A 24,817-nucleotide genomic window follows, 5' to 3' on the forward strand; every position below is an offset into this window, starting at 1 on the left:
GAACACGGAAGTTAAGCTCTCTAGCGCCGATGGTAGTTGGGACCTTGTCCCTGTGAGAGTAGGACGTCGCCAAGCAACTAAACACGAGTCAAATGACTCGTGTTTTTTCGTGTTTTCTTTTATAATCCGTAGTAATTAAAAAATGTGTTTAAATAATTATTATTTTGATTAAATACAGGGGAATGTGGCTAGGATAGTGAATAAGCAAAAGAGTTGCAAATTTTATTAATACGTATATAATTAAAGTCAAAGATAGTCAAAGTCAATAAAGGTGGCGGATAAATGAGAAATATATCTAATATCATTGAGCAATATCTAAAGCAAGTTATTGACTTAAGTAATAATAATGTGATTGAAATCAAAAGAAATGAGATTGCGGATCGATTCGAGTGCGTACCATCTCAAATCAATTATGTAATCAATACCCGTTTTACGTTAGAAAGAGGATTTGTCGTAGAAAGTAAACGTGGTGGAGGAGGTTACATTCGCATTATAAAAGTCAAACTGCATGACGATATAGACATGATCGATCAAATGCTTCATATGATTGATCATAGCGTTGCGCAAGGGAATGCAGAGAGTATGATTATACGTTTAATAGAAGAGGGAATCATAACAAATCGTGAAGCTAAACTTATGTTAAGTGTACTAGATCGTTCTGTATTATCAATGGATGTTCCTTCTCGAGATGAACTTAGGGCTCGAATATTATGCGCAATGTTAAGAACACTGAAATATAAATAAATATAGCTTTTGTAAAAGAATAATAACTAAGAGATAAGGCAGTTAAATATTGTAGAGGTTTTGAAAAAAGAACACGCACTTTTATTTAAACAAGTAAAGGAAAGTGAACAATCTAGTAATGTATGAAAAGTACTATCAGATAGATCGTTCCTATTGTAAAGGTGGGGATAGTGATGACTTGTCAAAACTGTAATATAAGACCAGCAACTTTACATTATACAAAAGTAATCAACGAAAAGAAGACGGAAGTTCATCTTTGTGAGCAATGTGCAGAACAAAGTGGCTATACGTCTTTCTTTCAATCACCGCAGTCTAACTTTTCATTCCATGATTTATTTGCTGGGTTATTACACGATGAATCAACAATGTTTGAAGAAGGACAAAACGGGCTTTCGAATACAAGTATATTAAGGTGTCCAGATTGTAAGATGACATATGAGCAATTTACAAAGGTGGGACGGTTTGGATGTGCTTCTTGTTACGATACATTTAAGGAACATTTAAAGCCATTATTAAAACGTCTGCACGGCGGACATACAGATCATTGTGGAAAAATTCCGGAACGTATAGAAGGAAATCTTCACTTAAAGAAAGAATTAGATGAACTAAAACTCATTCTGAAACAATACGTACAGAAAGAGGAGTTTGAGAAAGCTGCTGAAGTAAGGGATAACATTCGAGGTCTTGAAAATCAGCTTAGTGAGCATAGAGAGGGGGAATAGTTCTATGTCACTGGACAAAATTATGAATGAAGCGATTAGTCCATGGATGAAGGGGGATGGCCCTGATTCTGATATTGTTTTAAGTAGTCGAATTCGTTTGGCTCGTAATTTTAAAAAATATCAATTCTCTACTATGCAAAACGAAGAAGAAGCTAGACAGATTCATGAATTATTTAAAAAGGAATTTATAAATAAAACGGTAGAACCTTTTGGAGAGTTTGAACTATTAAAAATGAATGAATTAACGCCTCTTCAAAGGAGAGTATTAGTTGAAAAGCATTTAATTAGTCCTAACCTTGCAGGAACAGAATATGGAGCATGTCTATTATCAGAAAGTGAACATATTAGTGTTATGCTTAATGAAGAAGACCACATTAGGATACAGTGCTTATTTTCAGGATTACAGTTATCAGAGGCCCTTCAAAGTGCCAATCAAATAGATAATTGGATAGAGGAAGAGGTTGAATATGCTTTTGATGAATCACTTGGATATATAACGAGCTGCCCTACTAACGTTGGTACAGGATTGAGGGCTTCCGTAATGATTCACTTACCGGGACTCGTTTTAACGAAAAGAATTAGCCGCATTATACAAGTAATTCAAAAATTAGGGTTAGTAGTAAGAGGAATATACGGTGAAGGTAGCGAAGCGTTAGGTAATATATTTCAAGTGTCAAATCAAATGACGCTAGGAAAATCTGAAGAAGATATTATTGCAGATTTAAAGAGTGTCATTCAACAAATCATACAGCAAGAAAAAATGGCTAGAGAATTAATTGTACAAAATTCAAGTATTGAGCTTGAAGATAAAGTTTATCGCTCTTATGGCATACTAGCAAACAGTCGTTTAATTCAATCTGCAGAAGCGGCCACTTGCTTATCAGATGTACGACTTGGTATTGATTTAGGATATATAAAAGGTGTATCGAGAAATATTTTGACTGAGCTAATGGTTCTTACACAACCAGGCATTTTACAACAATATGCAGGCGGACCTTTAGGACCAGAAGAAAGAGATTATCGAAGAGCAACCTTAATCCGTGAGCGATTACGTATTGAAAAAAACTAAGCGCAAGTAGGAGGCGATTTCTATGATGTTTGGAAGATTTACAGAAAGAGCACAGAAAGTATTAGCTTTATCTCAAGAGGAAGCAATTCGTATTGGGCATAATAATATTGGAACAGAACACATTTTACTTGGGCTTGTACGCGAAGGTGAAGGAATTGCAGCAAAAGCGTTAATTGCTCTTGGATTAAGTCCAGAGAAGGTTCAAAAAGAGGTAGAAGCGTTGATTGGACGCGGAACAGAAGCTTCTCAAACTGTACATTATACACCGCGTGCTAAAAAGGTTATTGAGTTGTCTATGGATGAAGCTCGTAAATTAGGTCATTCTTACGTTGGAACAGAGCATATCTTACTTGGTTTAATCCGTGAAGGTGAAGGTGTAGCAGCACGTGTTTTAAATAACTTAGGTGTTAGCCTAAATAAGGCAAGACAACAAGTATTGCAACTTCTCGGAAGTAATGAAGCAAGTTCAGGTCACCAAGGTGGTTCTTCAACGAATGCAAATACACCGACACTGGATAGCTTAGCACGTGATTTAACAGTTGTTGCACGTGAAAATCGTCTAGATCCTGTTATCGGTCGTGGTAAAGAAATTCAACGTGTAATTGAAGTTTTAAGCCGTAGAACAAAAAACAATCCTGTATTAATTGGAGAACCTGGTGTAGGTAAAACGGCAATTGCAGAAGGATTAGCACAACAAATTGTAAATAATGAAGTTCCTGAAACATTAAGAGATAAGCGTGTTATGACACTAGATATGGGTACAGTTGTAGCTGGAACGAAATATCGTGGTGAATTTGAAGATCGTTTAAAGAAAGTTATGGATGAGATCCGTCAAGCTGGAAATATTATTCTATTTATTGATGAACTTCATACATTAATTGGTGCAGGTGGAGCAGAAGGTGCAATTGATGCATCGAACATTTTAAAACCATCTTTAGCACGCGGAGAGTTACAATGTATCGGGGCGACAACCTTAGATGAATATCGTAAATATATTGAAAAAGACGCGGCTTTAGAAAGACGTTTCCAACCAATTCACGTTGATGAGCCAAGTTTAGACGAATCAACTCAAATCTTGAAAGGTTTACGTGATCGTTACGAAGCACATCACCGTGTATCTATTACAGATGATGCAATTGATGCAGCTGTAAAGCTTTCAGACCGCTATATTACAGATCGTTTCTTACCAGATAAAGCAATTGATTTAATTGATGAAGCTGCTTCAAAGGTTCGCTTACGCTCTTATACAACACCACCAAATCTAAAAGAGCTTGAAGTAAAGCTTGAGGAAATTAGAAAAGAAAAAGATGCAGCTGTGCAAAGTCAAGAATTTGAAAAAGCTGCTTCCTTACGTGATATGGAACAACGCTTACGTGAAAAGTTAGAAGATACGAAGCGTCAATGGAAAGAGCAACAAGGAAAAGAAAACTCAGAAGTGACAGTAGAAGATATTGCAAATGTCGTTTCTACGTGGACTCGTATACCGGTTTCTAAACTTGCACAAACAGAGACTGATAAATTATTAAACTTAGAATCCATTCTTCACAACCGTGTTATTGGTCAAGATGAAGCGGTAGTAGCTGTAGCGAAAGCTGTTCGTCGTGCTAGAGCAGGATTGAAAGATCCGAAACGTCCGATTGGTTCATTTATTTTCTTAGGACCAACAGGTGTAGGTAAAACAGAACTAGCAAGAGCATTAGCAGAATCTATGTTCGGTGATGAGGATGCAATGATTCGCATCGATATGTCTGAGTACATGGAGAAGCATTCGACTTCTCGTTTAGTTGGATCTCCTCCAGGATATGTTGGATATGAAGAAGGTGGACAATTAACAGAAAAGGTTCGCCGTAAGCCATATTCAGTTGTCCTATTAGATGAAGTAGAGAAAGCTCATCCTGATGTGTTTAACATTTTACTACAAGTATTAGAAGATGGTCGCTTAACGGATTCTAAAGGGCGTACAGTTGATTTCCGTAATACAATTGTTATTATGACATCTAACGTTGGTGCAGATGCGTTAAAACGTAATAAACATCTTGGATTTAACGTACAAGATGAGAGCCGCGATTATTCAGATATGAAAGGTAAAGTAATGGATGAACTGAAAAAGGCATTTCGTCCAGAATTCTTAAACCGTATTGATGAAATTATCGTGTTCCATATGCTTGAGAAAAAACATATTCAAGAGATTGTAACACTTATGGTGAATCAGTTAGTGAAGCGCTTAAAAGAGCAAGAGATTGAATTGCATTTAACAGAAGGAGCGATTTCAGCCATTGCTGATAAAGGATTTGACCGAGAATACGGTGCTCGTCCGCTTCGTAGAGCAATTCAGAAACATGTAGAAGATAGACTATCGGAAGAACTTTTAAAAGGTGCTATTGAGAAAGGACAAAAAGTTATCTTTGATGTTGAAGGGGAATCATTTGTCATTCATAGTGCTGAAAAGGTAAAATAAGTATAGACAAACTAAGAGGGCTACGAGATAGCCCTCTTTCTTGTACGAGAAGGATAAACTGTTTATAGATGAAAGTGAAGTGAAATATAAAACGATATGGCTAAAAAGAAAACAAAATTCACATGTCAAGAGTGTGGTTATCAGTCACCAAAATATATGGGGAAATGCCCTGGTTGTGGTCAATGGAATACGCTTGTTGAAGAGATGGAACCGGTTGTATCATCAAGACGCCTTAATTATGCCAATGCAATTCAATCGGAAGTAACAAAACCAAGACGCCTAACAGAAGTAGAAACAAAATCTGAGGCACGTATTGAAACGAAATTCCAAGAGTTTAATCGTGTACTTGGTGGTGGGATTGTAGATGGATCCTTAGTGCTTATTGGTGGAGACCCTGGGATTGGGAAATCAACATTGTTATTACAAATTTCATCGCAATTAGCAGATTCTTCATATGATGTACTATACATATCAGGTGAGGAGTCAGCAAAGCAGATTAAACTTCGTGCAGATCGTTTGCATGTAAAGGGTAGTAATCTATTTGTTGTAGCAGAAACTGATCTACAGCGAATTGCAGCGCACATTGAAGAGATGAATCCGGCTTTTGTTGTTATTGACTCTATTCAAACGATACATTTACCTGAAGTGACGTCAGCCCCAGGAAGTGTAGCGCAAGTACGTGAATGTACAGCGGAACTAATGAAACTTGCAAAAACGAAAGGGATTCCTATTTTTATCGTCGGACATGTAACAAAAGAGGGGGCAATTGCAGGACCTCGTATGTTAGAACATATGGTCGATGCAGTTCTTTACTTTGAAGGAGATCGTCATCATACATATCGTATTTTGCGAGCTGTGAAGAATCGTTTTGGTTCCACGAATGAAATGGGTATTTTTGAAATGAAAGAGCTTGGTCTTGCGGAAGTCTTAAACCCTTCTGAAATTTTTCTTGAGGAAAGACCCGTTGGAGTCGCAGGATCAACAGTAGTTGCCTCAATGGAAGGAACAAGACCGGTTTTAGTAGAAATACAAGCATTAATCTCCCCTACTAGTTTTGGAAACCCTCGAAGAATGGCGACGGGAATTGATCATAACCGTGTATCGCTTATTATGGCAGTGCTAGAAAAAAGAACAGGTTTATTATTGCAAAACCAAGACGCATATTTAAAAGTAGCAGGTGGTTTGAAATTAGATGAACCAGCAATTGATTTAGCTGTGGCTTTAAGTATTGCTTCAAGTTTTAGAGATAAATCTACGACACCAACTGATGCAGTAATAGGAGAAGTAGGATTAACTGGAGAAATAAGAAGGGTATCAAGAATTGAACAACGTGTACAAGAAGCAGCTAAATTAGGATTTCAACGTGCTATTATTCCTAGAAAAAATTTGGGGGGATGGACAATTCCGGATGGGATTGAGGTAGTAGGTGTATCTAATTTAGGGGAAGCGCTTCGTTTGACATTAGGAGGCTAGGCTATGGAAGAAAACAAGCAACGTGTCAAAAGTATGATTAATATTTTACAGCTCGTGGCCCCAGGAACACCACTGCGCGAAGGGATAGATAATGTGCTTCGCGCACAAACAGGGGGACTAATTGTTCTTGGATATAATGAACAAATTAAAAGTATTGTTGATGGGGGATTTCACATTAATTGTGCATTCTCTCCTGCTAGTTTATACGAATTAGCAAAAATGGATGGGGCACTTATTTTAAATGAAACTGGAAGTAAAATTTTAATTGCAAATGCACAGTTAGTTCCAGAGGCATCTATTGATTCTATTGAAACAGGTATGCGCCACCGGACAGCAGAGCGTGTAGCAAAGCAGACAGGTAGTCTCGTTGTGGCTATTTCACAAAGACGTAACGTAATTACACTATATCAAGGGAATTTACGTTATACACTAAAGGATATAGGTGTTATTTTAACGAAGGCAAACCAAGCTATTCAAACGTTAGAAAAATATAAGGCTGTATGGAATGATGGTATTACAAATTTGGGCATTCTAGAATTTGAAGAAGTCGTTACAATGTCCGAGGTGGTTCATGTGTTACATAGTGTTGAAATGGTACTGCGTATTAAAAATGAAATATTGAGCTATATTCATGAGCTAGGAACAGAAGGTAGGTTAATTCGTTTACAACTTACAGAACTACTAGCTGATTTAGAGGCAGAGGCAGCGTTATTAATTAAAGATTATTATCAAGAAAAAACACAAGACCATCATCAAATTTTGAAAAAGTTACAAGATCTTGCGAATACACAACTTCTAGAGGATAGCGATTTAGTTAAATTGCTTGGCTACCCAGGACAAATGAGTTTAGAAGAAAGTGTGACGCCGAGAGGATACCGAATCACAAGCAAAATTTCGCGCGTTCCGCCACTTATCATTGAAAATTTAATTAATCGATTTAAGACTTTGCAAGGTGTTTGTCGAGCAACTATTAATGAATTGGATGATGTGGAAGGAATTGGAGAAGTCAGGGCGAAGAAAATACGAGAAGGCCTAAAAAGAATCCAAGAGCATCTCTATATGAGTAGACACAATTAAGAATATTACATTGATTCTATAATATAACGACACTAGAACATTTTTGGTATATGATATGGTATATTGGTAAATAAAACTATTTATAAAAAAACACGTCCGCTTTTGCATTCGGCGTTTTGATTAGCGAAACAATGGTTAATAATGAGTAGGAGGTGGTTGGATGTTAAAACGAATTGTACAGCTCTTTTTTCTAGTAATTGGCGGAGCGTTAGGGATTTACTTAATCCCAAAAGTTATTAATGTATTAGACATGGGTGCTGTTCCTTTATTGGAAGGATCGTATGTTCGTGCAATTATTGGTGCAATTATTTTATTTTTAACAACATTTTGGCTTGTAGATTATATTGTTCAACTTATTAAGCATATTGAAGAGGCTCTTGTAAAGGCGCCTGTAGCGGATGTTTTATTTGGTACATTAGGGTTAATCTCGGGTCTTATTGTTGCATATTTAATTTTAATACCAATTCGTGAATTTACAATTCCAGTTATTAGTACAGTATTGCAAGTGTTCTTTACTCTTTTGCTTGGATATTTAGGATTCCAAGTAGGGTTTAAAAAGAGGAATGAATTGCTAGGATTATTTACATTACCACAACGTGGGAAGAAGAAAAATAATAATAGTGAAAATGAAGAAACTGAGATAGAAGAATCTACAACTCATTGGAAAATTCTCGATACGAGTGTAATTATCGATGGACGTATTGCTGATATTTGCCAAACAAAGTTTTTAGAAGGAACAATTGTGATTCCACAATTCGTGTTAGAAGAACTTCAGCACATTGCCGATTCTTCTGATGCTTTAAAGCGTAATCGTGGTCGCAGAGGATTAGATATTTTAAATCGTATTCAAAAAGAGATGCCGATTCCGGTAGAAATTTATGAAGGCGATTTCGATGATATTCAAGAAGTGGATAGCAAACTTGTAAAGTTGGCGAAAATCACTGGTGGAACGGTAGTAACGAATGATTTCAACTTAAACAAAGTTTCTGAATTACAAGGGGTAACGGTGTTAAATATTAACGATTTAGCTAATGCAATTAAACCTGTTGTACTCCCAGGTGAAGAACTGAGTGTTTATGTTGTCAAAGATGGAAAAGAACAAAATCAAGGTGTTGCATATTTAGATGATGGCACGATGATTGTAGTAGAAGATGGTAGAGAATATGTAGGTTCACAACTCAATGTGCTCGTTACTAGTGTGTTACAAACATCGGCTGGGCGTATGATTTTCGCCAAACGTAAATTATTAGAAAAAGCATTATAAGTAGAGGATTATTAATATGTATACATTAATTATTCCAGCAGCTGGTCAAGGTAAGCGGATGGGTGCTGGTAAAAACAAGTTGTTCTTACTTATTAATGAAGTACCGATTATTGTGCATACGTTACGTGCTTTTGAAAAAGATAAAGCATGCAAAAGTATTATTATGGCAATTAACGAAGAAGAACGTCCGTATTTTGAAGAATTAATGCAGAAGTATCCAATTGAAAAGCCAGTACAATTTATTCAGGGCGGAGCCGAAAGACAAGATAGTGTATATAACGCCATTCAGTATACTAGTGATGTTGAGTATGTTCTTGTACATGACGGCGCGCGTCCATTTGTAACGAATAAAGTGATTCAAGATGTATTAACTGCAGCGGAAAAATATGGAGCGTCCATTTGTGCGGTACCAGTGAAAGATACAGTTAAGAAAGTAGAGCAGGGTATCGTTGTCGAAACGGTAGAAAGATCTCAGCTTAAAGCTGTACAAACACCACAAGGGTTCGCTGTTTCTCTTTTGTTAGAAGCTCATAGAAGTGCAAAACAGGGTTGTTTCCTTGGTACAGATGATGCAAGTCTCGTAGAACGTATCGGGAAGCAAGTAGGTGTAGTAGAGGGGAGTTACTATAATATTAAAGTGACGACTCCAGAGGATTTATTAATTGCTGAAAGTTTCCTTCATGTTCAAAAGAAATGACAGTGATGATTATAGCGAAAAAAAGCTCGGCAACAGCCGGGCTTTTCTTTATAAGGATAGCGATATAATATAGAATCATAAAGCTCTGTAGTTTAGCTTGAGGAGGATGTAAAAAATGTTTCGAATTGGACAAGGTTTTGATGTGCATGAGTTTGCGGAAGGTAGACCGTTAATTATTGGTGGAATTACAATTCCTCATGAGAAAGGATTAATTGGTCATTCAGATGCAGACGTATTGTTACATACGATTGCGGATGCATGTTTAGGTGCAATTGCAGCTGGGGATATTGGAAAGCACTTCCCTGATACAGATCCTGCTTTTAAAGATGCTGATTCAGCTGTATTGCTGCAAAAGGTTTGGGAATTTGTACGTGAACAAGGTTACGAGTTAGGGAATCTAGATTGTACAATTATTGCTCAAAAGCCAAAGATGGCACCACATATTGAAAGTATGCGTAAACGTATTAGTGAACTATTAGAAACGTCTATTGACAATATCAATGTAAAAGCAACAACAACAGAAAAATTAGGATTTACAGGTAGAGAAGAAGGAATTGCTTCTCAAGCAGTTGTTTTATTACAGAAAAAATAATGGTTTTTAATTCGTAAGATGGATAATCACATTTTTTTGGTGTACAATTATAGAATGTGTTGACATTAAGAATGGAAGGTGTACCAATTATGGAAAAGCAAGTGAGAGTGCGCTATGCGCCAAGTCCAACAGGACACTTACATATCGGAAATGCGCGTACGGCATTATTTAATTATTTATTTGCTCGTCATCAAGATGGTAAGTTTATTATTCGTATTGAAGATACTGATGTGAAACGTAATGTTTCTGGTGGAGAAGAAAGTCAATTAAAATACTTGAAATGGCTCGGTATGGACTGGGATGAAGGTGTTGATGTTGGTGGTGAATTTGGACCATATCGTCAAACAGAGCGTTTAGATATTTATAAAAAATTATATGAAGATTTATTAGAGCGCGGTTTAGCTTACAAATGTTATATGACAGAAGAAGAGCTAGAAGCAGAGCGTGAAGGTCAAATCTCTCGTGGTGAAACACCGCGTTATGCTGGAAACCACCGTGATTTAACTGAGGAGCAAATGAAGGGATTTGAGGCTGAAGGCCGCATTCCGAGTATTCGTTTCCGTGTACCGGTTGATCGCGACTACACGTTTAAAGATATCGTAAAAGATGAAGTTGCATTCCATTCAAATGATTTCGGTGATTTCGTTATCGTGAAAAAAGATGGAATTCCAACTTATAACTTTGCGGTAGCAGTAGATGATCACTTAATGGAGATTACACATGTACTTCGTGGTGATGATCATATTTCAAATACGCCAAAACAAATGATGATTTACGAAGCTTTCGGTTGGGATATTCCGCAATTTGGTCATATGACTTTAATTGTAAACGAAAGCCGTAAAAAGTTAAGTAAGCGTGATGAATCTATTATTCAATTTATTGAGCAATATAAAGAGCTTGGATATCTTCCAGAAGCAATCTTTAACTTTATTGCACTATTAGGTTGGTCGCCAGTAGGAGAAGAGGAAATCTTCTCTCAAGATGAGTTTATCAAAATGTTCGATGCAGCTCGTTTATCAAAATCGCCTGCATTATTTGATTCTCAAAAACTAAAATGGATGAACAACCAATATATGAAAAAGCAAGACTTAGATATGGTGGTAGAGTTAAGTTTACCGCATCTAGTGAAAGCTGGACGTATAGGTGAAACTTTAAGTGAACAAGAACAAGCTTGGATTCGTGATGTAATTGCGTTATATCATGAACAAATGAGTTTTGGAGCTGAAATTGTAGAGCTTTCTGAAATGTTCTTCAAAGATCATGTTGATTATGAAGAAGAAGGACAAGAAGTATTAAAAGGTGAACAAGTACCAGAAGTACTTCGTGCATTTGCGGGTCAAGTAGAAGCACTAGAAGCGATGGAACCAGCAGCAATTAAGGCGGCTATTAAAGCAGTGCAAAAGGAAACAGGTCATAAAGGTAAAAACTTATTTATGCCAATCCGTGTTGCAACTACTGGTCAAACACATGGCCCAGAGCTTCCTAATGCTATTGCACTTCTTGGAAAAGAAAAAGTTTTAAATCGTCTTCAAAAAGTAATTGGTTAACATTTTCTAGATTTAGAAATATAATAAGTATACTTAAAACCTAATAAGGAAAAGCGACGAGAAGGAGAAGTAGAAAATCAGGCTTTTTACAGAGAGAACCACCTTTAGGCTGGAAGTGGTTTATAAGCGGATTTTTGAAATGCCCCTTCGAGTCTTCTGCTGAACAGCGAATTGTTTTATGAAACGTCTTAGGGCGTAAAGTAAGCAGAAGCGGTGTACACCGTTATCAGAGATGAGTTTGAGGCTTTTTTTAGCCTAAACAGAGTGGAACCGCGCTTATAAGGCGTCTCTGTCAATATGACAGAGGCGTCTTTTTTTATACCGTAAAAGTGGATATGAGTATAAGTTTTATCCCTGTGTATAAAGATTTAGGGGGATAAGTAGGGAGTAAAGGGAGTTAGTTCACTCGAAAAAGCAGCCCATAAAGGGGAGGGAACATCGATGTTTAAGAGGCTTCGGGAAGATATTGAAGTCGTTTTTGAACAGGATCCAGCGGCAAGAAGTTATTTCGAAGTCATTTTGACTTACTCTGGATTACATGCAGTTTGGGCCCATCGAATTGCACATGCTTTTTATAAAAAGAATTTCTTCTTTATTGCACGTTGGATCTCGCAAGTTAGTCGTTTCTTTACTGGTATTGAGATTCATCCAGGAGCAACAATTGGTCATCGTTTTTTCATAGACCATGGAATGGGGGTTGTAATTGGAGAAACGTGCGAAATTGGTGATAATGTAACGATCTATCAAGGTGTTACATTAGGTGGTACGGGTAAAGAAAAGGGGAAGAGGCATCCTACAATTCAGGATAATGTATTAATTGCAACAGGTGCTAAAGTACTAGGTTCTATTACAGTTGGAGAGAATTCTAAAATTGGAGCAGGGTCTGTCGTATTAAAAGAAGTGCCTGCACATTCTACAGTTGTAGGTATACCTGGCCGAGTCGTTATTCAAAATGGAGTAAAGATCGGTCAAGAATTAAATCACTCTGACCTTCCAGACCCAATTTTTGATAAGTTAAAGGTCATGGAAGTAGAACTTGATAAATTGAAAAAACAACTTGAAGTAAAGGTAGAAAGGAAGGATAAAAATGACTATTCACATTTATAATACGTTAACGCGTCAAAAGGAAGAGTTTACTCCATTAGAAGAAAATAAGGTAAAGATGTATGTGTGTGGACCTACAGTTTATAACTATATTCACATTGGGAATGCAAGACCACCTATGGTATTTGATACGGTACGCCGTTATTTAGAATATAAAGGGTATGATGTGCAGTATGTATCTAACTTTACTGACGTAGATGATAAATTAATTAAAGCAGCAAATGAATTAGGTGAAGATGTGCCGACAATTGCTGACCGTTTCGTTGAAGCGTATTTTGAAGATGTAACGGCACTAGGTTGCAAACATGCAACAGTTCATCCGCGTGTAACGGAAAATATGGATATCATTATTGAATTTATTCAAGAACTTGTGAATAAAGGATATGCATATGAATCAGAAGGTGATGTGTACTTTAGAACGAAGGAATTTGAAGGATACGGTAAATTATCGCATCAACCGATCGCCGACTTACGTCACGGTGCACGCATTGAAGTAGGAGAAAAGAAACAAGACCCTCTTGATTTTGCTTTATGGAAAGCTGCGAAAGAAGGAGAAATCTTCTGGGAAAGCCCTTGGGGGAAAGGTCGTCCAGGCTGGCATATTGAATGCTCGGCAATGGCGCGTAAATACTTAGGAGATACAATCGATATTCATGCTGGTGGTCAAGACTTGGCATTTCCTCATCATGAGAATGAAATTGCGCAGTCTGAGGCGTTAACAGGAAAAACATTTGCACGTTATTGGATGCACAATGGATATATTAATATTAATAATGAGAAGATGTCTAAGTCACTGGGGAACTTCATTTTAGTTCACGATATCATTAAGCAATATGATCCACAGCTAATTAGATTCTTTATGCTATCGGTACATTACCGTCACCCAATTAATTTCAGTGAGGATTTACTACAAAGTACAAATAACGGACTGGAAAGAATTAAAACGGCTTACGGTAATTTAAAACACCGTATGGAAAGTAGTACTGATTTAACAGATCATAATGAGAAATGGTTAGCAGAACTGGAAAAATTCCAGACTGCATTTGAAGAAGCAATGAATGATGACTTCAACACTGCTAATGCAATCACTGAGTTATATAATGTAGCAAATCATGCAAATCAATATTTACTGGAAGAACATACGTCTACAGTTGTAATTGAAGCATACGTAAAACAACTTGAAACATTATTTGATATTTTAGGGTTAGAATTAGCGCAAGAAGAGTTGCTTGATGAAGAAATTGAGGTACTTATTCAAAAGCGCATTGAAGCTCGTAAAAATCGTGATTTTGCATTATCAGATCAAATTCGCGATGATTTAAAAGACCGTAATATTATTTTAGAAGATACCGCTCAAGGTACAAGATGGAAAAGAGGATAAGAATGATTGATGCAAAGCAATTAAACAGCTTAGCGTTAGCATATATGGGTGATGCGGTATATGAACAATATATCCGCTATCACCTACTTCAAAAAGGGAAAGTTCGTCCTAATCAATTACATCGATTAGGGACAAGCTTTGTTTCGGCAAAAGCACAGGCGAAAGTTGTTTATCATTTATTAGAGACGGCATTTTTAACAGAGGAAGAAGAGGCGGTACTAAGAAGAGGGCGTAATGCAAATTCAGGTACTGTCCCGAAGAATACTGATGTACAAACATATCGATATAGTACAGCCTTTGAAGCGCTAATTGGCTATCATCACTTATTAAATAATCGTGAAAGATTAGACGAAATTGTATATAAGGCAATTTCTGTTTTAGAAGAAAAGGAAGGGGGCACATCATCATGAGTAGTGAATATATTATCGGACGTAACCCTGTAATTGAAGCGTTACGCTCAGGAAGAGATATTAATAAAATTTTGATCGCGGAAGGTGCTGCCAAAGGACAAATACAAATTGTACTAGCACTAGCGAAAGAAAATAAGATTATTTTACAACATGCACCAAAGAAGAAGTTAGATCAATTAGTTGAGGGGAACCATCAAGGTGTAATTGCTCAAGTGGCTGCATATCAATACGCTGAGCTAGAAGATCTATTTAAAGTAGCAGAGAAGCGTAACGAAGATCCGTTCTTCTTAATTTTAGATGAAATTGAAGACCCGCATAATCTAGGTTCTATTATGCGTACTGCGGATGCAACGGGAGCTCATGGAATTATCATTCCGAAAAGAAGAGCTGTGGGACTTACTGCATCAGTTGCGAAAGCATCGACTGGAGCGATTGAATATATTCCTGTTGCACGTGTAACGAATTTATCTCGTACAATCGATGAATTAAAAGAACGTGGACTTTGGATTGCTGGTACAGATGCAAAAGGGAAAACGGATTACCGTAATTTAGATGGTAAAATGCCAATTGGATTAGTAATTGGAAGTGAAGGAAAAGGTATGAGTCGTATTATTGGTGAAAAATGTGATTTCTTAATTACTTTACCGATGGTCGGTAAAGTTACATCCTTAAATGCTTCAGTAGCCGCAAGTTTGTTAATGTATGAGGTATATCGTAAGCGTCACGAAATTGGTAAATAAAAAATGAACGATATTTTAATCGTTGACGGTTACAACATTATCGGAGCTTGGGGAGACTTGAAGAAACTACGGGATGTAGATTTGCAATCATCAAGAGATGCACTGATCGATAAGATGGCGGATTACCAAGGATACACAGGTACAAAGGTAATGATAGTCTTTGATGCTTATACAGTCCAAGGTATTGAAAAAAAGATGAAACAATCGCGCGTGGAAGTCATATTCACGAGGAAGAATCAAACTGCAGATGAAAAGATAGAGCAGCTTGCGATTGAGCTTAGAAATATAAATACGCAAATATATGTTGCGACTTCTGATTATACGGAACAATGGGTTATATTTGCGCAAGGTGCTCTTCGGAAATCTGCACGTGAATTAGAGTTGGAAGTACAAGCGATGGAGCAACAAGTAAGAAGGCGTACACAAGACACAAAAGAAAAGCAACCCGCCATGCGAAAGATATTTAGTAAAGATATTACAGAAAAATTAGAAAAATTAAGAAGAGGAGAGCGTTGAAGCATTGACGCTCTTTATCTTTTTACTGTATAATATTGCTAAATAAATAGCGGTCGGAGGGATCAAGGTGGAAGCAGGCTTCGTAAGTGTAGGCGACGTTACATTTCGTGATTTAGAGGATGAGGCAATCGTTGAGTTAGTTCGAAAAGGTAATACTGACGCTCTAGAATATTTGATTCACAAATATAAGAACTTTGTTCGCGCGAAATCAAGATCTTATTTCTTAGTGGGTGCCGATCGAGAAGATATTGTTCAAGAAGGTATGATTGGATTGTTTAAAGCGATTCGTGATTATAAAGAGGACAAGCTGTCTTCATTCAAAGCATTTGCTGAACTGTGTATCACTCGGCAAATTATTACCGCTATTAAAACAGCAACAAGGCAAAAACATATTCCGTTAAATTCATATGTGTCTTTAGATAAGCCGATTTATGATGAGGAATCTGATCGGACATTATTAGATGTTATTTCGGAAGCGAAGGTAACGGATCCTGAAGAAATGATTATAAGTCAGGAAGAATATACAGACATAGAATCTAAAATATCTGAATTATTAAGCGATTTAGAAAGAAAAGTGCTTTCTTTATATCTAGATGGTCGTTCTTATCAAGAGATTTCGGAACAGTTAAATAGACATGTGAAATCTATTGATAACGCTTTACAGAGGGTGAAGCGGAAATTGGAACGATATATGGAAATGAGAGAGAGTACCACTTTAAATTCATAACAAATGCTACAGGTGTAAAAAATCACCTGTTTTCTTTTTGTAAAGGGTGCAAAAGGCATGACATTGACATTGTCTTTTGTTGTATGATACATTTTTAGGGACATAATGTTACAAGGTTGGTGTAACTAATGAGGAAAAAAGTTGTACTCTCATGTGAAGAGTGTAAAAATCGAAACTACTCTACGATGAAAGATACGAGCTCAGTAGAGCGACTTGAAATAAAGAAGTTTTGTAAAACATGCAATCAGCATACAGTTCACAAGGAAACAAAATAAATAATTGAAATAATACACTGGAGGTCCCGTAGATGCGTTTAACGAACTTTTTCGGCGATGTAGGTCGCGAAATGAAAAAAGTAAGTTGGCCTAAAAAAGATGAATTACTCCGTTCAACAGCGACTGTTATCGCTACAGTTGTCTTCTTTGCGATTTTCTTCGCAGTGGTTGATATGGGCATTTCTTCTTTAATTCGGTTAATTCTTGGTTAATTCTTGAATAAGAAGCACTTATCCATGATATAATGTTATTTATAAGAACTGTGTAAAAGCCCGGTGAACGGGTTTTTTCATTTGCGCAAAAAAATGTACGTCAGGGAGGGAAGGACGCTCGTCCTAAATGAATGGAAAAAAGTTGGTATGTTGTCCATACTTATTCTGGATATGAAAATAAAGTAAAAGCAAACCTAGAGAAACGTGTAGAATCAATGGGTATGCAAGATAAAATTTTCCGTGTTGTTGTCCCGGAAGAAGTAGAAGTAGAAATGAAAAACGGTAAAGAAAAATTAATGAAAAGAAAAGTGTTCCCAGGTTATGTATTAGTAGAATTAATCATGACTGATGACTCTTGGTATGTTGTACGTAACACGCCAGGTGTAACTGGGTTCGTTGGTTCTTCTGGTTCTGGATCTAAACCGTCACCTCTATTAGAAGAGGAAGTGGTTACCATTATGAAGCATATGGGAATGGACAACGAAGTGGTTGATTTCGACTTTGAACTTCATGAGACAGTGCGTGTAAATGAGGGGCCATTCGCAGATTATACAGGCGCTATTGAAGAAATTGATGTGGAGAAGAAAAAGGTTAGCGTGCTTGTGGACATGTTTGGTCGCGAGACTCCAGTTGAGCTTGACTTCCATCAAATTGAAAAATTATAAAATGAAACTTGAAATGAATTGTAAAAAGTGATAATATCTTTTAAGTCAGTACGTCTTCGTTATCGGAGACGTTTTTTGAAAGATTTTATCCTTACAGATAAAATATGACGTGGGAGGGCAAATCACTGTCCAATTGACCACATCACGGACTTAAGGAGGTGTGTCTCGTGGCTAAAAAGGTAATTAAAATGGTAAAGCTTCAAATTCCTGCAGGTAAAGCTAACCCAGCTCCACCAGTTGGTCCAGCATTAGGACAAGCAGGTGTTAACATCATGGGCTTCTGTAAAGAGTTTAACGCTCGTACAGCTGATCAAGCTGGTCTTATCATCCCTGTTGAAATTACGGTATTTGAGGACCGTTCATTCACTTTCATTACTAAAACTCCTCCTGCTGCTGTTCTTCTTAAGAAAGTAGCTGGTATTGAGTCTGGTTCTGGTGAACCAAACCGTAATAAAGTGGCAACTGTTAAGCGTGATAAAGTACGCGAAATCGCTGAAACTAAAATGCCTGACCTAAACGCTGCTAGTGTAGAAGCTGCAATGCGTATGGTTGAAGGTACTGCACGCAGTATGGGCATCGTTATCGAAGACTAATTCGATTTGTTTTTTTAAAAAGGTTGCGGGTCTGGAATTCCAATTCGCAACCTTTATTATCGTAAATGATTATCGTTTTTAAATAAATGGATGGCGCGCATCCTCAGGTTATACCTGAAAATAAGCGTAAACGTGGGAGGTTATTCCGCTAAAACCACATTCGAGGAGGAAATAAAAATGGCTAAAAGAGGTAAAAAGTACGTAGAAGCTGCAAAGCTTGTTGATCGTGCAACTGCTTACTCTGCAACAGAAGCAGTAGAATTAGTAAAGAAAACAAACACAGCTAAATTTGATGCGACTGTAGAAGTTGCATTCCGTTTAGGTGTTGACCCTAAGAAAGCTGACCAACAAATCCGTGGTGCAGTTGTTCTTCCACACGGTACTGGTAAAGTACAACGTGTATTAGTATTCGCTAAAGGTGAAAAGGCTAAAGAAGCTGAAGCTGCTGGAGCTGACTTCGTAGGCGATGCTGATTACATCGGTAAAATCCAACAAGGTTGGTTCGATTTCGATGTAGTAGTAGCAACTCCTGACATGATGGGTGAAGTTGGTAAACTTGGTCGCGTATTAGGACCTAAAGGTTTAATGCCAAACCCTAAAACTGGAACAGTTACTTTCGATGTAACTAAAGCTGTTAACGAAATCAAAGCTGGTAAAGTTGAATACCGCGTTGATAAAGCTGGTAACATCCACGTTCCAATCGGTAAAGTATCTTTCGAAGATGCTAAATTAGTAGAAAACTTCGGAACAATTGCTGACACTTTACAAAAAGTTAAGCCAGCTGCTGCAAAAGGTACTTACATGAAGAACGTAACAGTTGCTTCTACAATGGGACCTGGCGTGCGTGTAGACGTTTCTACATTAGCGTAAAATTTGGAAGTTGACTTCATAAAGAAGTTTTTATATAATCATTTATGTTGTGAATTTAATTAGTGTACCGTAGACAGTAGGTGTCAATAGACTTAATTTCCTACCTAGGTGTTAATATACGAAACGGAATTTTTTTCTGTGACTATATGCCTCCATGTCTACAAGTTGGGCATGGAGGTTTTTAGTGCACTTTCGGTACATCTTCTATATAATCTACAGGAGGTGTAATAACATGAGCAAAGTAATCGAAACTAAACAACAAGTTGTAACTGAAATCGCGGACAAACTTCGCGAAAGTAAATCTACAATCGTTGTTGACTACCGTGGTTTAACAGTTTCTGAAGTAACAGAATTACGTAAAAACTTACGTGAAGCTGGCGTTGAGTTCAAGGTTTACAAAAACTCTTTAACTCGTCGTGCTGCAGAGTCTGCTGAAATGGCTGAGTTAAACGAATTCTTAACAGGACCAAACGCAATCGCGTTCAGTAACGAGGATGTAGTTGCTCCTGCGAAAGTATTAAACGACTTCGCTACAAAACATGAAGCTTTAGAAATTAAAGCTGGTGTAATCGAAGGTAAACTTGTAACACTTGATGAGGTTAAAGCTATCGCTACTCTTCCATCACGTGAAGGCTTACTTTCTATGCTTCTTAGCGTTCTTCAAGCTCCAATCCGTAACCTTGCACTTGCTACTAAAGCAGTTGCAGAACAAAAGGAAGAGCAAGGCGCTTAATTTTTTAAAAGATAATTACTTGTTATCTATAAAACAATACAAACCTATTTAAGGGAGGATATTTACAATGACTAAAGAACAAATCATTGAAGCAGTTAAATCTATGACTGTATTAGAACTTAACGACTTAGTAAAAGCTATCGAGGAAGAATTCGGCGTAACTGCTGCTGCTCCTGTAGCTGTAGCTGGTGGCGCTGGTGAAGCTGCTGCTGAGAAAACTGAATTTGACGTAGTACTTGCAAGTGCTGGCGCTCAAAAAATCAAAGTTATCAAAGCTGTACGTGAAATCACTGGTCTTGGCTTAAAAGAAGCTAAAGAATTAGTTGACAACACTCCAAAAGCAATCAAAGAAGGCGTTTCTAAAGAGGAAGCTGAAGAAATGAAAGCTAAACTTGAAGAAGTTGGCGCTGCTGTAGAAGTTAAGTAATTAACTTTTGATGCTTTAAAAAAGCTCGCTCTCATGCGAGCTTTTTTTTTAACTGTAAAGAAAAGAGGTGGCCATATGGCAGACCATTATTTTTCTAACGACCCTTCTAGTAAAAGTGATCGAAAGCGATGGGAATTTACACTTCGTGGATCTCAGTTTACTTTCTTATCTGACCGTGGGGTGTTCTCGAAAAACGAAGTGGACTTTGGTTCTCGTCTTTTAATTGAAGCGTTTCAAGTGCCAGATATTAAAGGTGATATATTAGACGTAGGTTGTGGATATGGACCAATTGGTTTATCGTTGGCGAAAGAGTTTCAAGACCGTAAAGTTCACATGGTGGATGTGAATGAAAGGGCGCTTGAGCTTGCGAAAGAAAATGCCGCTAATAATAGAGTTGGAAATGTACACATTTTTCAAAGTAGCGTCTATGAAAATGTAGATGGTATGTATGCTGCTATTCTATCTAATCCTCCAATTCGTGCAGGTAAAGATATCGTGCATGAGATTTTAGAAAAGGCTGTAGATTATTTAGTTCCAGGTGGAGAGTTGTGGATTGTTATTCAAAAGAAGCAAGGTGCACCATCTGCACTGAAGAAACTAGAAGAAGTATTTTCTGAAGTCGAAGTTGTAGAAAAGAAAAAAGGATATTATATCATAAAATCAAAAAAACGTTGACGGTTATTTTTGGCTATGTTAACATTATACAATGCCAATATATGATTTTCTGCGTTGAGAAAGATGTATATTTTTGTTTCTCTTGGAAAAGATAGTAAAATCAGCAGATTATGAAACAGAATGATGGTTTTCTTATAGAAGCCATTTTTCTTTTTTGAGCAGGTAGAAAGACTCAACGTATTTATCTTTAAGAGAAAAAAACTACGCTAATAGCAGTAGTTGTATTTATTTGTGATTTTGCACAAATTTTTTTGTGCATTTATAATACTCATGATTTGAGGGGTGAAGCAGTTGACAGGTCAACTAGTTCAATACGGACGCCACCGCCAACGAAGAAGTTATGCCCGTATTAGTGAAGTATTAGAGTTACCAAATCTTATCGAAATTCAAACCTCTTCTTATCAGTGGTTTCTTGATGAGGGTTTGCGAGAAATGTTCCAGGACATTTCTCCGATCGAAGACTTTACGGGAAATCTATCGCTTGAATTTATCGACTACAGCTTAGGTGAACCTAAATACTCTGTAGACGAATGCAAAGAGCGTGATGTGACGTATGCAGCACCACTTCGTGTAAAAGTGCGTCTAATCAACAAGGAAACTGGTGAAGTAAAAGAACAAGATGTGTTCATGGGAGATTTCCCACTCATGACAGAGACTGGAACATTCGTAATTAACGGTGCAGAACGTGTTATCGTTTCCCAGTTAGTTCGCTCTCCAAGCGTATACTATAGTGGCAAAGTGGATAAAAACGGAAAACGTGGTTTTACTGCTACTGTAATTCCAAACCGCGGAGCTTGGTTAGAGTATGAAACAGATGCTAAGGATGTTGTATATGTGCGTATTGACCGTACGCGTAAACTTCCTGTAACTGTTTTGTTACGCGCATTAGGGTTTGGCTCTGATCAAGAAATCACCGAGCTTTTAGGTGATAACGAATACTTAAGCAACACATTAGAAAAAGACAACACAGATAGCACAGAGAAAGCATTGCTTGAAATTTATGAGCGTCTACGTCCTGGTGAACCACCAACAGTAGAAAATGCTAAGAGCTTACTTGTGTCTCGTTTCTTCGATCCAAAGCGCTACGATTTAGCAAATGTAGGTCGCTATAAGATCAACAAGAAGTTACACATTAAAAACAGATTGTTTAATCAACGTTTAGCTGAAACATTAGTGGATCCAGAAACTGGTGAAATTTTAGCGGCGGAAGGAACAATCTTAGATCGTCGTACACTTGATCGCATTTTACCTTACTTAGAGAAAAACATTGGATTCAAAACAGCGAAACCAATGGGTGGAGTGGTAGAAGGCGATGTTGAGCTGCAATCTATTAAGATTTATGCTCCTGAGTCAGAAGGCGAACGCGTAATTAATGTAATTGGTAATGCAAATATTACTCGTGATGTAAAACACATCACACCAGGTGATATCCTTGCTTCTATCAGTTACTTCTTCAACCTACTATACAAAGTGGGGGATACAGATGATATCGACCATTTAGGAAACCGTCGTCTGCGTTCTGTTGGAGAACTATTACAAAATCAATTCCGTATCGGTCTTTCTCGTATGGAACGTGTTGTTCGTGAGAGAATGTCGATTCAAGATACAAATGCAATTACACCACAAGCGTTAATTAACATTCGCCCGGTTATTGCATCTATTAAAGAGTTCTTCGGAAGTTCTCAGTTATCTCAGTTCATGGATCAAACAAACCCATTAGCAGAGTTAACTCACAAACGAAGACTATCTGCATTAGGACCCGGTGGTTTAACGCGTGAGCGCGCAGGCTTTGAAGTACGTGACGTTCACTACTCTCACTATGGTCGTATGTGTCCGATTGAAACACCAGAGGGACCAAACATCGGTTTGATTAACTCATTATCATCGTTCGCGAAAGTAAATGAGTTTGGTTTCATTGAAACACCATACCGTCGTGTTGATCCAGAATCTGGTCTTGTAACAGGGCAGGTTGATTACTTAACAGCAGATGAAGAAGATAATTATGTTGTAGCCCAAGCGAATATGAAATTATCTGAAGAAGGAGAATTCCTTAGCGAAGATATCGTAGCTCGTTTCCGTGGTGAAAACATTGTCACAAATAAAGAACGCATCGACTACATGGATGTATCTCCAAAACAAGTAGTGTCGGCAGCGACAGCTTGTATTCCGTTCTTAGAAAACGATGACTCTAACCGCGCACTTATGGGAGCGAACATGCAACGTCAGGCGGTTCCGTTAATGAATCCGGAATCTCCGATTGTAGGTACAGGTATGGAGTACGTATCAGCAAAAGACTCAGGTGCTGCAGTAATCTGTAAACATCCTGGTGTTGTTGAACGCGTAGAAGCACGTGAAGTTTGGGTACGTCGCTATGTAGAAGTTGACGGTCAAACAGTAAAAGGCGACTTAGATCGCTACAAAATGCAAAAATTCATTCGTTCTAACCAAGGAACTTGCTACAACCAACGTCCAATCGTAAGTGTTGGAAATGAAGTTGTAAAAGGTGAGATTCTTGCGGATGGTCCTTCTATGGAATTAGGTGAACTAGCACTTGGACGTAACGTGCTTGTTGGCTTCATGACTTGGGACGGTTATAACTACGAGGATGCGATCATTATGAGTGAGCGCCTTGTAAAAGACGATGTGTACACTTCTATTCATATTGAAGAATATGAGTCAGAAGCTCGTGATACGAAGCTTGGACCAGAAGAAATTACACGTGACATTCCAAACGTTGGGGAAGATGCATTACGCAACCTTGACGAGCGCGGTATCATTCGCGTTGGTGCGGAAGTAAAAGATGGAGATTTACTTGTTGGTAAAGTAACACCTAAAGGTGTAACAGAATTAACAGCTGAAGAACGTCTATTACATGCTATCTTTGGAGAAAAAGCACGTGAAGTACGTGATACATCACTACGTGTACCACACGGTGGTGGCGGTATTATCTTAGACGTAAAAGTATTCAACCGTGAAGATGGCGATGAATTGCCACCAGGCGTGAATCAACTTGTACGTGCATATATCGTTCAAAAACGTAAAATCTCTGAAGGTGACAAGATGGCCGGACGTCACGGTAACAAAGGTGTTATCTCTCGTATTTTACCAGAAGAAGATATGCCTTACTTACCAGACGGTACGCCAATCGATATCATGTTAAACCCATTAGGGGTACCATCTCGTATGAATATCGGTCAGGTATTAGAGCTTCATCTTGGTATGGCAGCAAGATACCTTGGTATTCACATTGCAACACCAGTATTCGATGGTGCTCGTGAGGAAGATGTTTGGGGCACGATTGAAGAAGCTGGTATGGCAAATGACGCGAAAACAATCCTGTATGACGGACGTACTGGTGAACCATTCGATAACCGCGTATCTGTTGGTGTCATGTATATGATCAAACTTGCGCACATGGTTGACGATAAACTTCATGCTCGTTCTACTGGACCATACTCACTTGTAACGCAGCAGCCTCTTGGAGGTAAAGCTCAGTTCGGTGGACAGCGTTTCGGTGAGATGGAGGTTTGGGCACTTGAAGCTTACGGTGCTGCTTATACTCTTCAAGAAATCTTAACAGTGAAGTCTGATGATGTTGTTGGGCGTGTTAAGACGTATGAAGCAATTGTTAAAGGCGAAAATGTTCCAGAACCAGGCGTTCCTGAATCATTCAAAGTATTGATTAAAGAGCTGCAAAGTTTAGGTATGGACGTTAAAATGATGTCTAGCGACGATAAAGAAATCGAAATGCGTGATACAGAAGATGACGATGATCATCAATCAGCAGATAAATTGAATGTCGAAGTTGAGACAACTAAAGAATAATTGGGATAACCTGTAGACTAA

Annotated in this window: 25 protein-coding genes and 2 other annotated features; all 25 genes read left to right on the forward strand. The window is 37.8% G+C overall.

Going from position 1 to position 24,817, the window contains the following annotated elements; genetic code table 11:
- Positions 1-282: 282 nt before the first annotated feature.
- The 25 genes from ctsR to rpoB all read left to right on the forward strand — a co-directional run bounded on the left by ctsR (position 283) and on the right by rpoB (position 24,796).
- Entirely contained in the window at positions 283-744 is a 462-nt protein-coding gene (gene ctsR, locus FS802_RS28965; protein ID WP_001244576.1) for a transcriptional regulator CtsR, read from the forward strand.
- Positions 745-917: 173 nt separating this feature from the next.
- Positions 918-1,466 (forward strand): protein-arginine kinase activator protein McsA, encoded by a 549-nt coding sequence (mcsA, locus tag FS802_RS28970; protein WP_000128403.1) that lies wholly within the window; start codon positions 918-920, stop codon positions 1,464-1,466.
- 4 nt (positions 1,467-1,470) lie between these two features.
- Positions 1,471-2,535 carry a protein-arginine kinase McsB gene (gene mcsB, locus FS802_RS28975; protein ID WP_000050830.1) on the forward strand — a complete coding sequence of 355 codons (1,065 nt, stop codon included), beginning with the start codon at positions 1,471-1,473 and terminating at the stop codon, positions 2,533-2,535.
- A 22-nt stretch (positions 2,536-2,557) separates the two neighbouring features.
- Entirely contained in the window at positions 2,558-4,993 is a 2,436-nt protein-coding gene (gene clpC, locus FS802_RS28980) for an ATP-dependent protease ATP-binding subunit ClpC (protein WP_000971181.1), read from the forward strand.
- A 96-nt stretch (positions 4,994-5,089) separates the two neighbouring features.
- On the forward strand, positions 5,090-6,466 hold the full coding sequence (radA, locus tag FS802_RS28985) for a DNA repair protein RadA (protein ID WP_001085205.1): 1,377 nt from the start codon (positions 5,090-5,092) through the stop codon (positions 6,464-6,466).
- 3 nt (positions 6,467-6,469) lie between these two features.
- Positions 6,470-7,543, forward strand: coding sequence for a DNA integrity scanning diadenylate cyclase DisA (disA, locus tag FS802_RS28990; RefSeq protein WP_000392165.1), 1,074 nt, complete (start codon positions 6,470-6,472; stop codon positions 7,541-7,543).
- 160 nt (positions 7,544-7,703) lie between these two features.
- Positions 7,704-8,807, forward strand: a complete 1,104-nt coding sequence (locus FS802_RS28995; RefSeq protein ID WP_048562649.1) for a PIN/TRAM domain-containing protein — start codon at positions 7,704-7,706, stop codon at positions 8,805-8,807.
- A 16-nt stretch (positions 8,808-8,823) separates the two neighbouring features.
- Positions 8,824-9,504 carry a 2-C-methyl-D-erythritol 4-phosphate cytidylyltransferase gene (gene ispD, locus FS802_RS29000; RefSeq protein WP_000288298.1) on the forward strand — a complete coding sequence of 227 codons (681 nt, stop codon included), beginning with the start codon at positions 8,824-8,826 and terminating at the stop codon, positions 9,502-9,504.
- Between the two features lie 115 nt (positions 9,505-9,619).
- Positions 9,620-10,096 (forward strand): 2-C-methyl-D-erythritol 2,4-cyclodiphosphate synthase, encoded by a 477-nt coding sequence (gene ispF / locus FS802_RS29005; RefSeq protein WP_000488386.1) that lies wholly within the window; start codon positions 9,620-9,622, stop codon positions 10,094-10,096.
- Positions 10,097-10,185: 89 nt separating this feature from the next.
- The gene (gene gltX, locus FS802_RS29010; RefSeq protein WP_098654907.1) at positions 10,186-11,643 is read left to right on the forward strand and encodes a glutamate--tRNA ligase; all 1,458 of its coding nucleotides are present in this window, start codon (positions 10,186-10,188) and stop codon (positions 11,641-11,643) included.
- A 47-nt stretch (positions 11,644-11,690) separates the two neighbouring features.
- Positions 11,691-11,937: a binding site (T-box leader), on the forward strand.
- Positions 11,938-12,084: 147 nt separating this feature from the next.
- On the forward strand, positions 12,085-12,750 hold the full coding sequence (gene cysE / locus FS802_RS29015) for a serine O-acetyltransferase (RefSeq protein WP_098720800.1): 666 nt from the start codon (positions 12,085-12,087) through the stop codon (positions 12,748-12,750).
- Positions 12,731-14,128: a cysteine--tRNA ligase gene (gene cysS / locus FS802_RS29020; protein WP_000152265.1), complete on the forward strand. Its 1,398-nt coding sequence runs from the start codon at positions 12,731-12,733 to the stop codon at positions 14,126-14,128. The genes cysE and cysS overlap by 20 nt, the downstream gene beginning before the upstream one ends.
- A gap of 2 nt (positions 14,129-14,130) precedes the next feature.
- Positions 14,131-14,538, forward strand: a complete 408-nt coding sequence (locus tag FS802_RS29025; RefSeq protein WP_000564264.1) for a Mini-ribonuclease 3 — start codon at positions 14,131-14,133, stop codon at positions 14,536-14,538.
- Positions 14,535-15,278 (forward strand): 23S rRNA (guanosine(2251)-2'-O)-methyltransferase RlmB, encoded by a 744-nt coding sequence (rlmB, locus tag FS802_RS29030; RefSeq protein ID WP_000093756.1) that lies wholly within the window; start codon positions 14,535-14,537, stop codon positions 15,276-15,278. The genes FS802_RS29025 and rlmB overlap by 4 nt, the downstream gene beginning before the upstream one ends.
- Before the next feature lie 3 nt (positions 15,279-15,281).
- Positions 15,282-15,794 carry an NYN domain-containing protein gene (locus FS802_RS29035; RefSeq protein WP_000997888.1) on the forward strand — a complete coding sequence of 171 codons (513 nt, stop codon included), beginning with the start codon at positions 15,282-15,284 and terminating at the stop codon, positions 15,792-15,794.
- 67 nt (positions 15,795-15,861) lie between these two features.
- On the forward strand, positions 15,862-16,521 hold the full coding sequence (locus tag FS802_RS29040; protein ID WP_000387198.1) for an RNA polymerase factor sigma-70: 660 nt from the start codon (positions 15,862-15,864) through the stop codon (positions 16,519-16,521).
- A 128-nt stretch (positions 16,522-16,649) separates the two neighbouring features.
- Positions 16,650-16,796, forward strand: a complete 147-nt coding sequence (gene rpmG, locus FS802_RS29045; RefSeq protein WP_002070160.1) for a 50S ribosomal protein L33 — start codon at positions 16,650-16,652, stop codon at positions 16,794-16,796.
- 32 nt (positions 16,797-16,828) lie between these two features.
- Positions 16,829-17,008, forward strand: a complete 180-nt coding sequence (gene secE / locus FS802_RS29050; protein WP_001241321.1) for a preprotein translocase subunit SecE — start codon at positions 16,829-16,831, stop codon at positions 17,006-17,008.
- A 131-nt stretch (positions 17,009-17,139) separates the two neighbouring features.
- Positions 17,140-17,673, forward strand: a complete 534-nt coding sequence (nusG, locus tag FS802_RS29055; RefSeq protein WP_000415794.1) for a transcription termination/antitermination protein NusG — start codon at positions 17,140-17,142, stop codon at positions 17,671-17,673.
- 167 nt (positions 17,674-17,840) lie between these two features.
- Positions 17,841-18,266 carry a 50S ribosomal protein L11 gene (gene rplK / locus FS802_RS29060; RefSeq protein ID WP_001085872.1) on the forward strand — a complete coding sequence of 142 codons (426 nt, stop codon included), beginning with the start codon at positions 17,841-17,843 and terminating at the stop codon, positions 18,264-18,266.
- A 177-nt stretch (positions 18,267-18,443) separates the two neighbouring features.
- Positions 18,444-19,136 carry a 50S ribosomal protein L1 gene (rplA, locus tag FS802_RS29065; RefSeq protein WP_002096939.1) on the forward strand — a complete coding sequence of 231 codons (693 nt, stop codon included), beginning with the start codon at positions 18,444-18,446 and terminating at the stop codon, positions 19,134-19,136.
- A gap of 49 nt (positions 19,137-19,185) precedes the next feature.
- Positions 19,186-19,329, forward strand: a sequence feature (ribosomal protein L10 leader region).
- Positions 19,330-19,368: 39 nt separating this feature from the next.
- Positions 19,369-19,869, forward strand: coding sequence for a 50S ribosomal protein L10 (gene rplJ, locus FS802_RS29070; RefSeq protein WP_000048721.1), 501 nt, complete (start codon positions 19,369-19,371; stop codon positions 19,867-19,869).
- 67 nt (positions 19,870-19,936) lie between these two features.
- Positions 19,937-20,296 (forward strand): 50S ribosomal protein L7/L12, encoded by a 360-nt coding sequence (gene rplL, locus FS802_RS29075; RefSeq protein ID WP_000159737.1) that lies wholly within the window; start codon positions 19,937-19,939, stop codon positions 20,294-20,296.
- Positions 20,297-20,371: 75 nt separating this feature from the next.
- The gene (locus FS802_RS29080; RefSeq protein WP_000763284.1) at positions 20,372-20,971 is read left to right on the forward strand and encodes a class I SAM-dependent methyltransferase; all 600 of its coding nucleotides are present in this window, start codon (positions 20,372-20,374) and stop codon (positions 20,969-20,971) included.
- 291 nt (positions 20,972-21,262) lie between these two features.
- Positions 21,263-24,796: a DNA-directed RNA polymerase subunit beta gene (gene rpoB, locus FS802_RS29085; protein ID WP_000147550.1), complete on the forward strand. Its 3,534-nt coding sequence runs from the start codon at positions 21,263-21,265 to the stop codon at positions 24,794-24,796.
- Positions 24,797-24,817 lie beyond the last annotated feature (21 nt).

Source organism: Bacillus sp. DE0042 (assembly GCF_007680225.1).
Lineage (GTDB): Bacteria > Bacillota > Bacilli > Bacillales > Bacillaceae_G > Bacillus_A > Bacillus_A wiedmannii.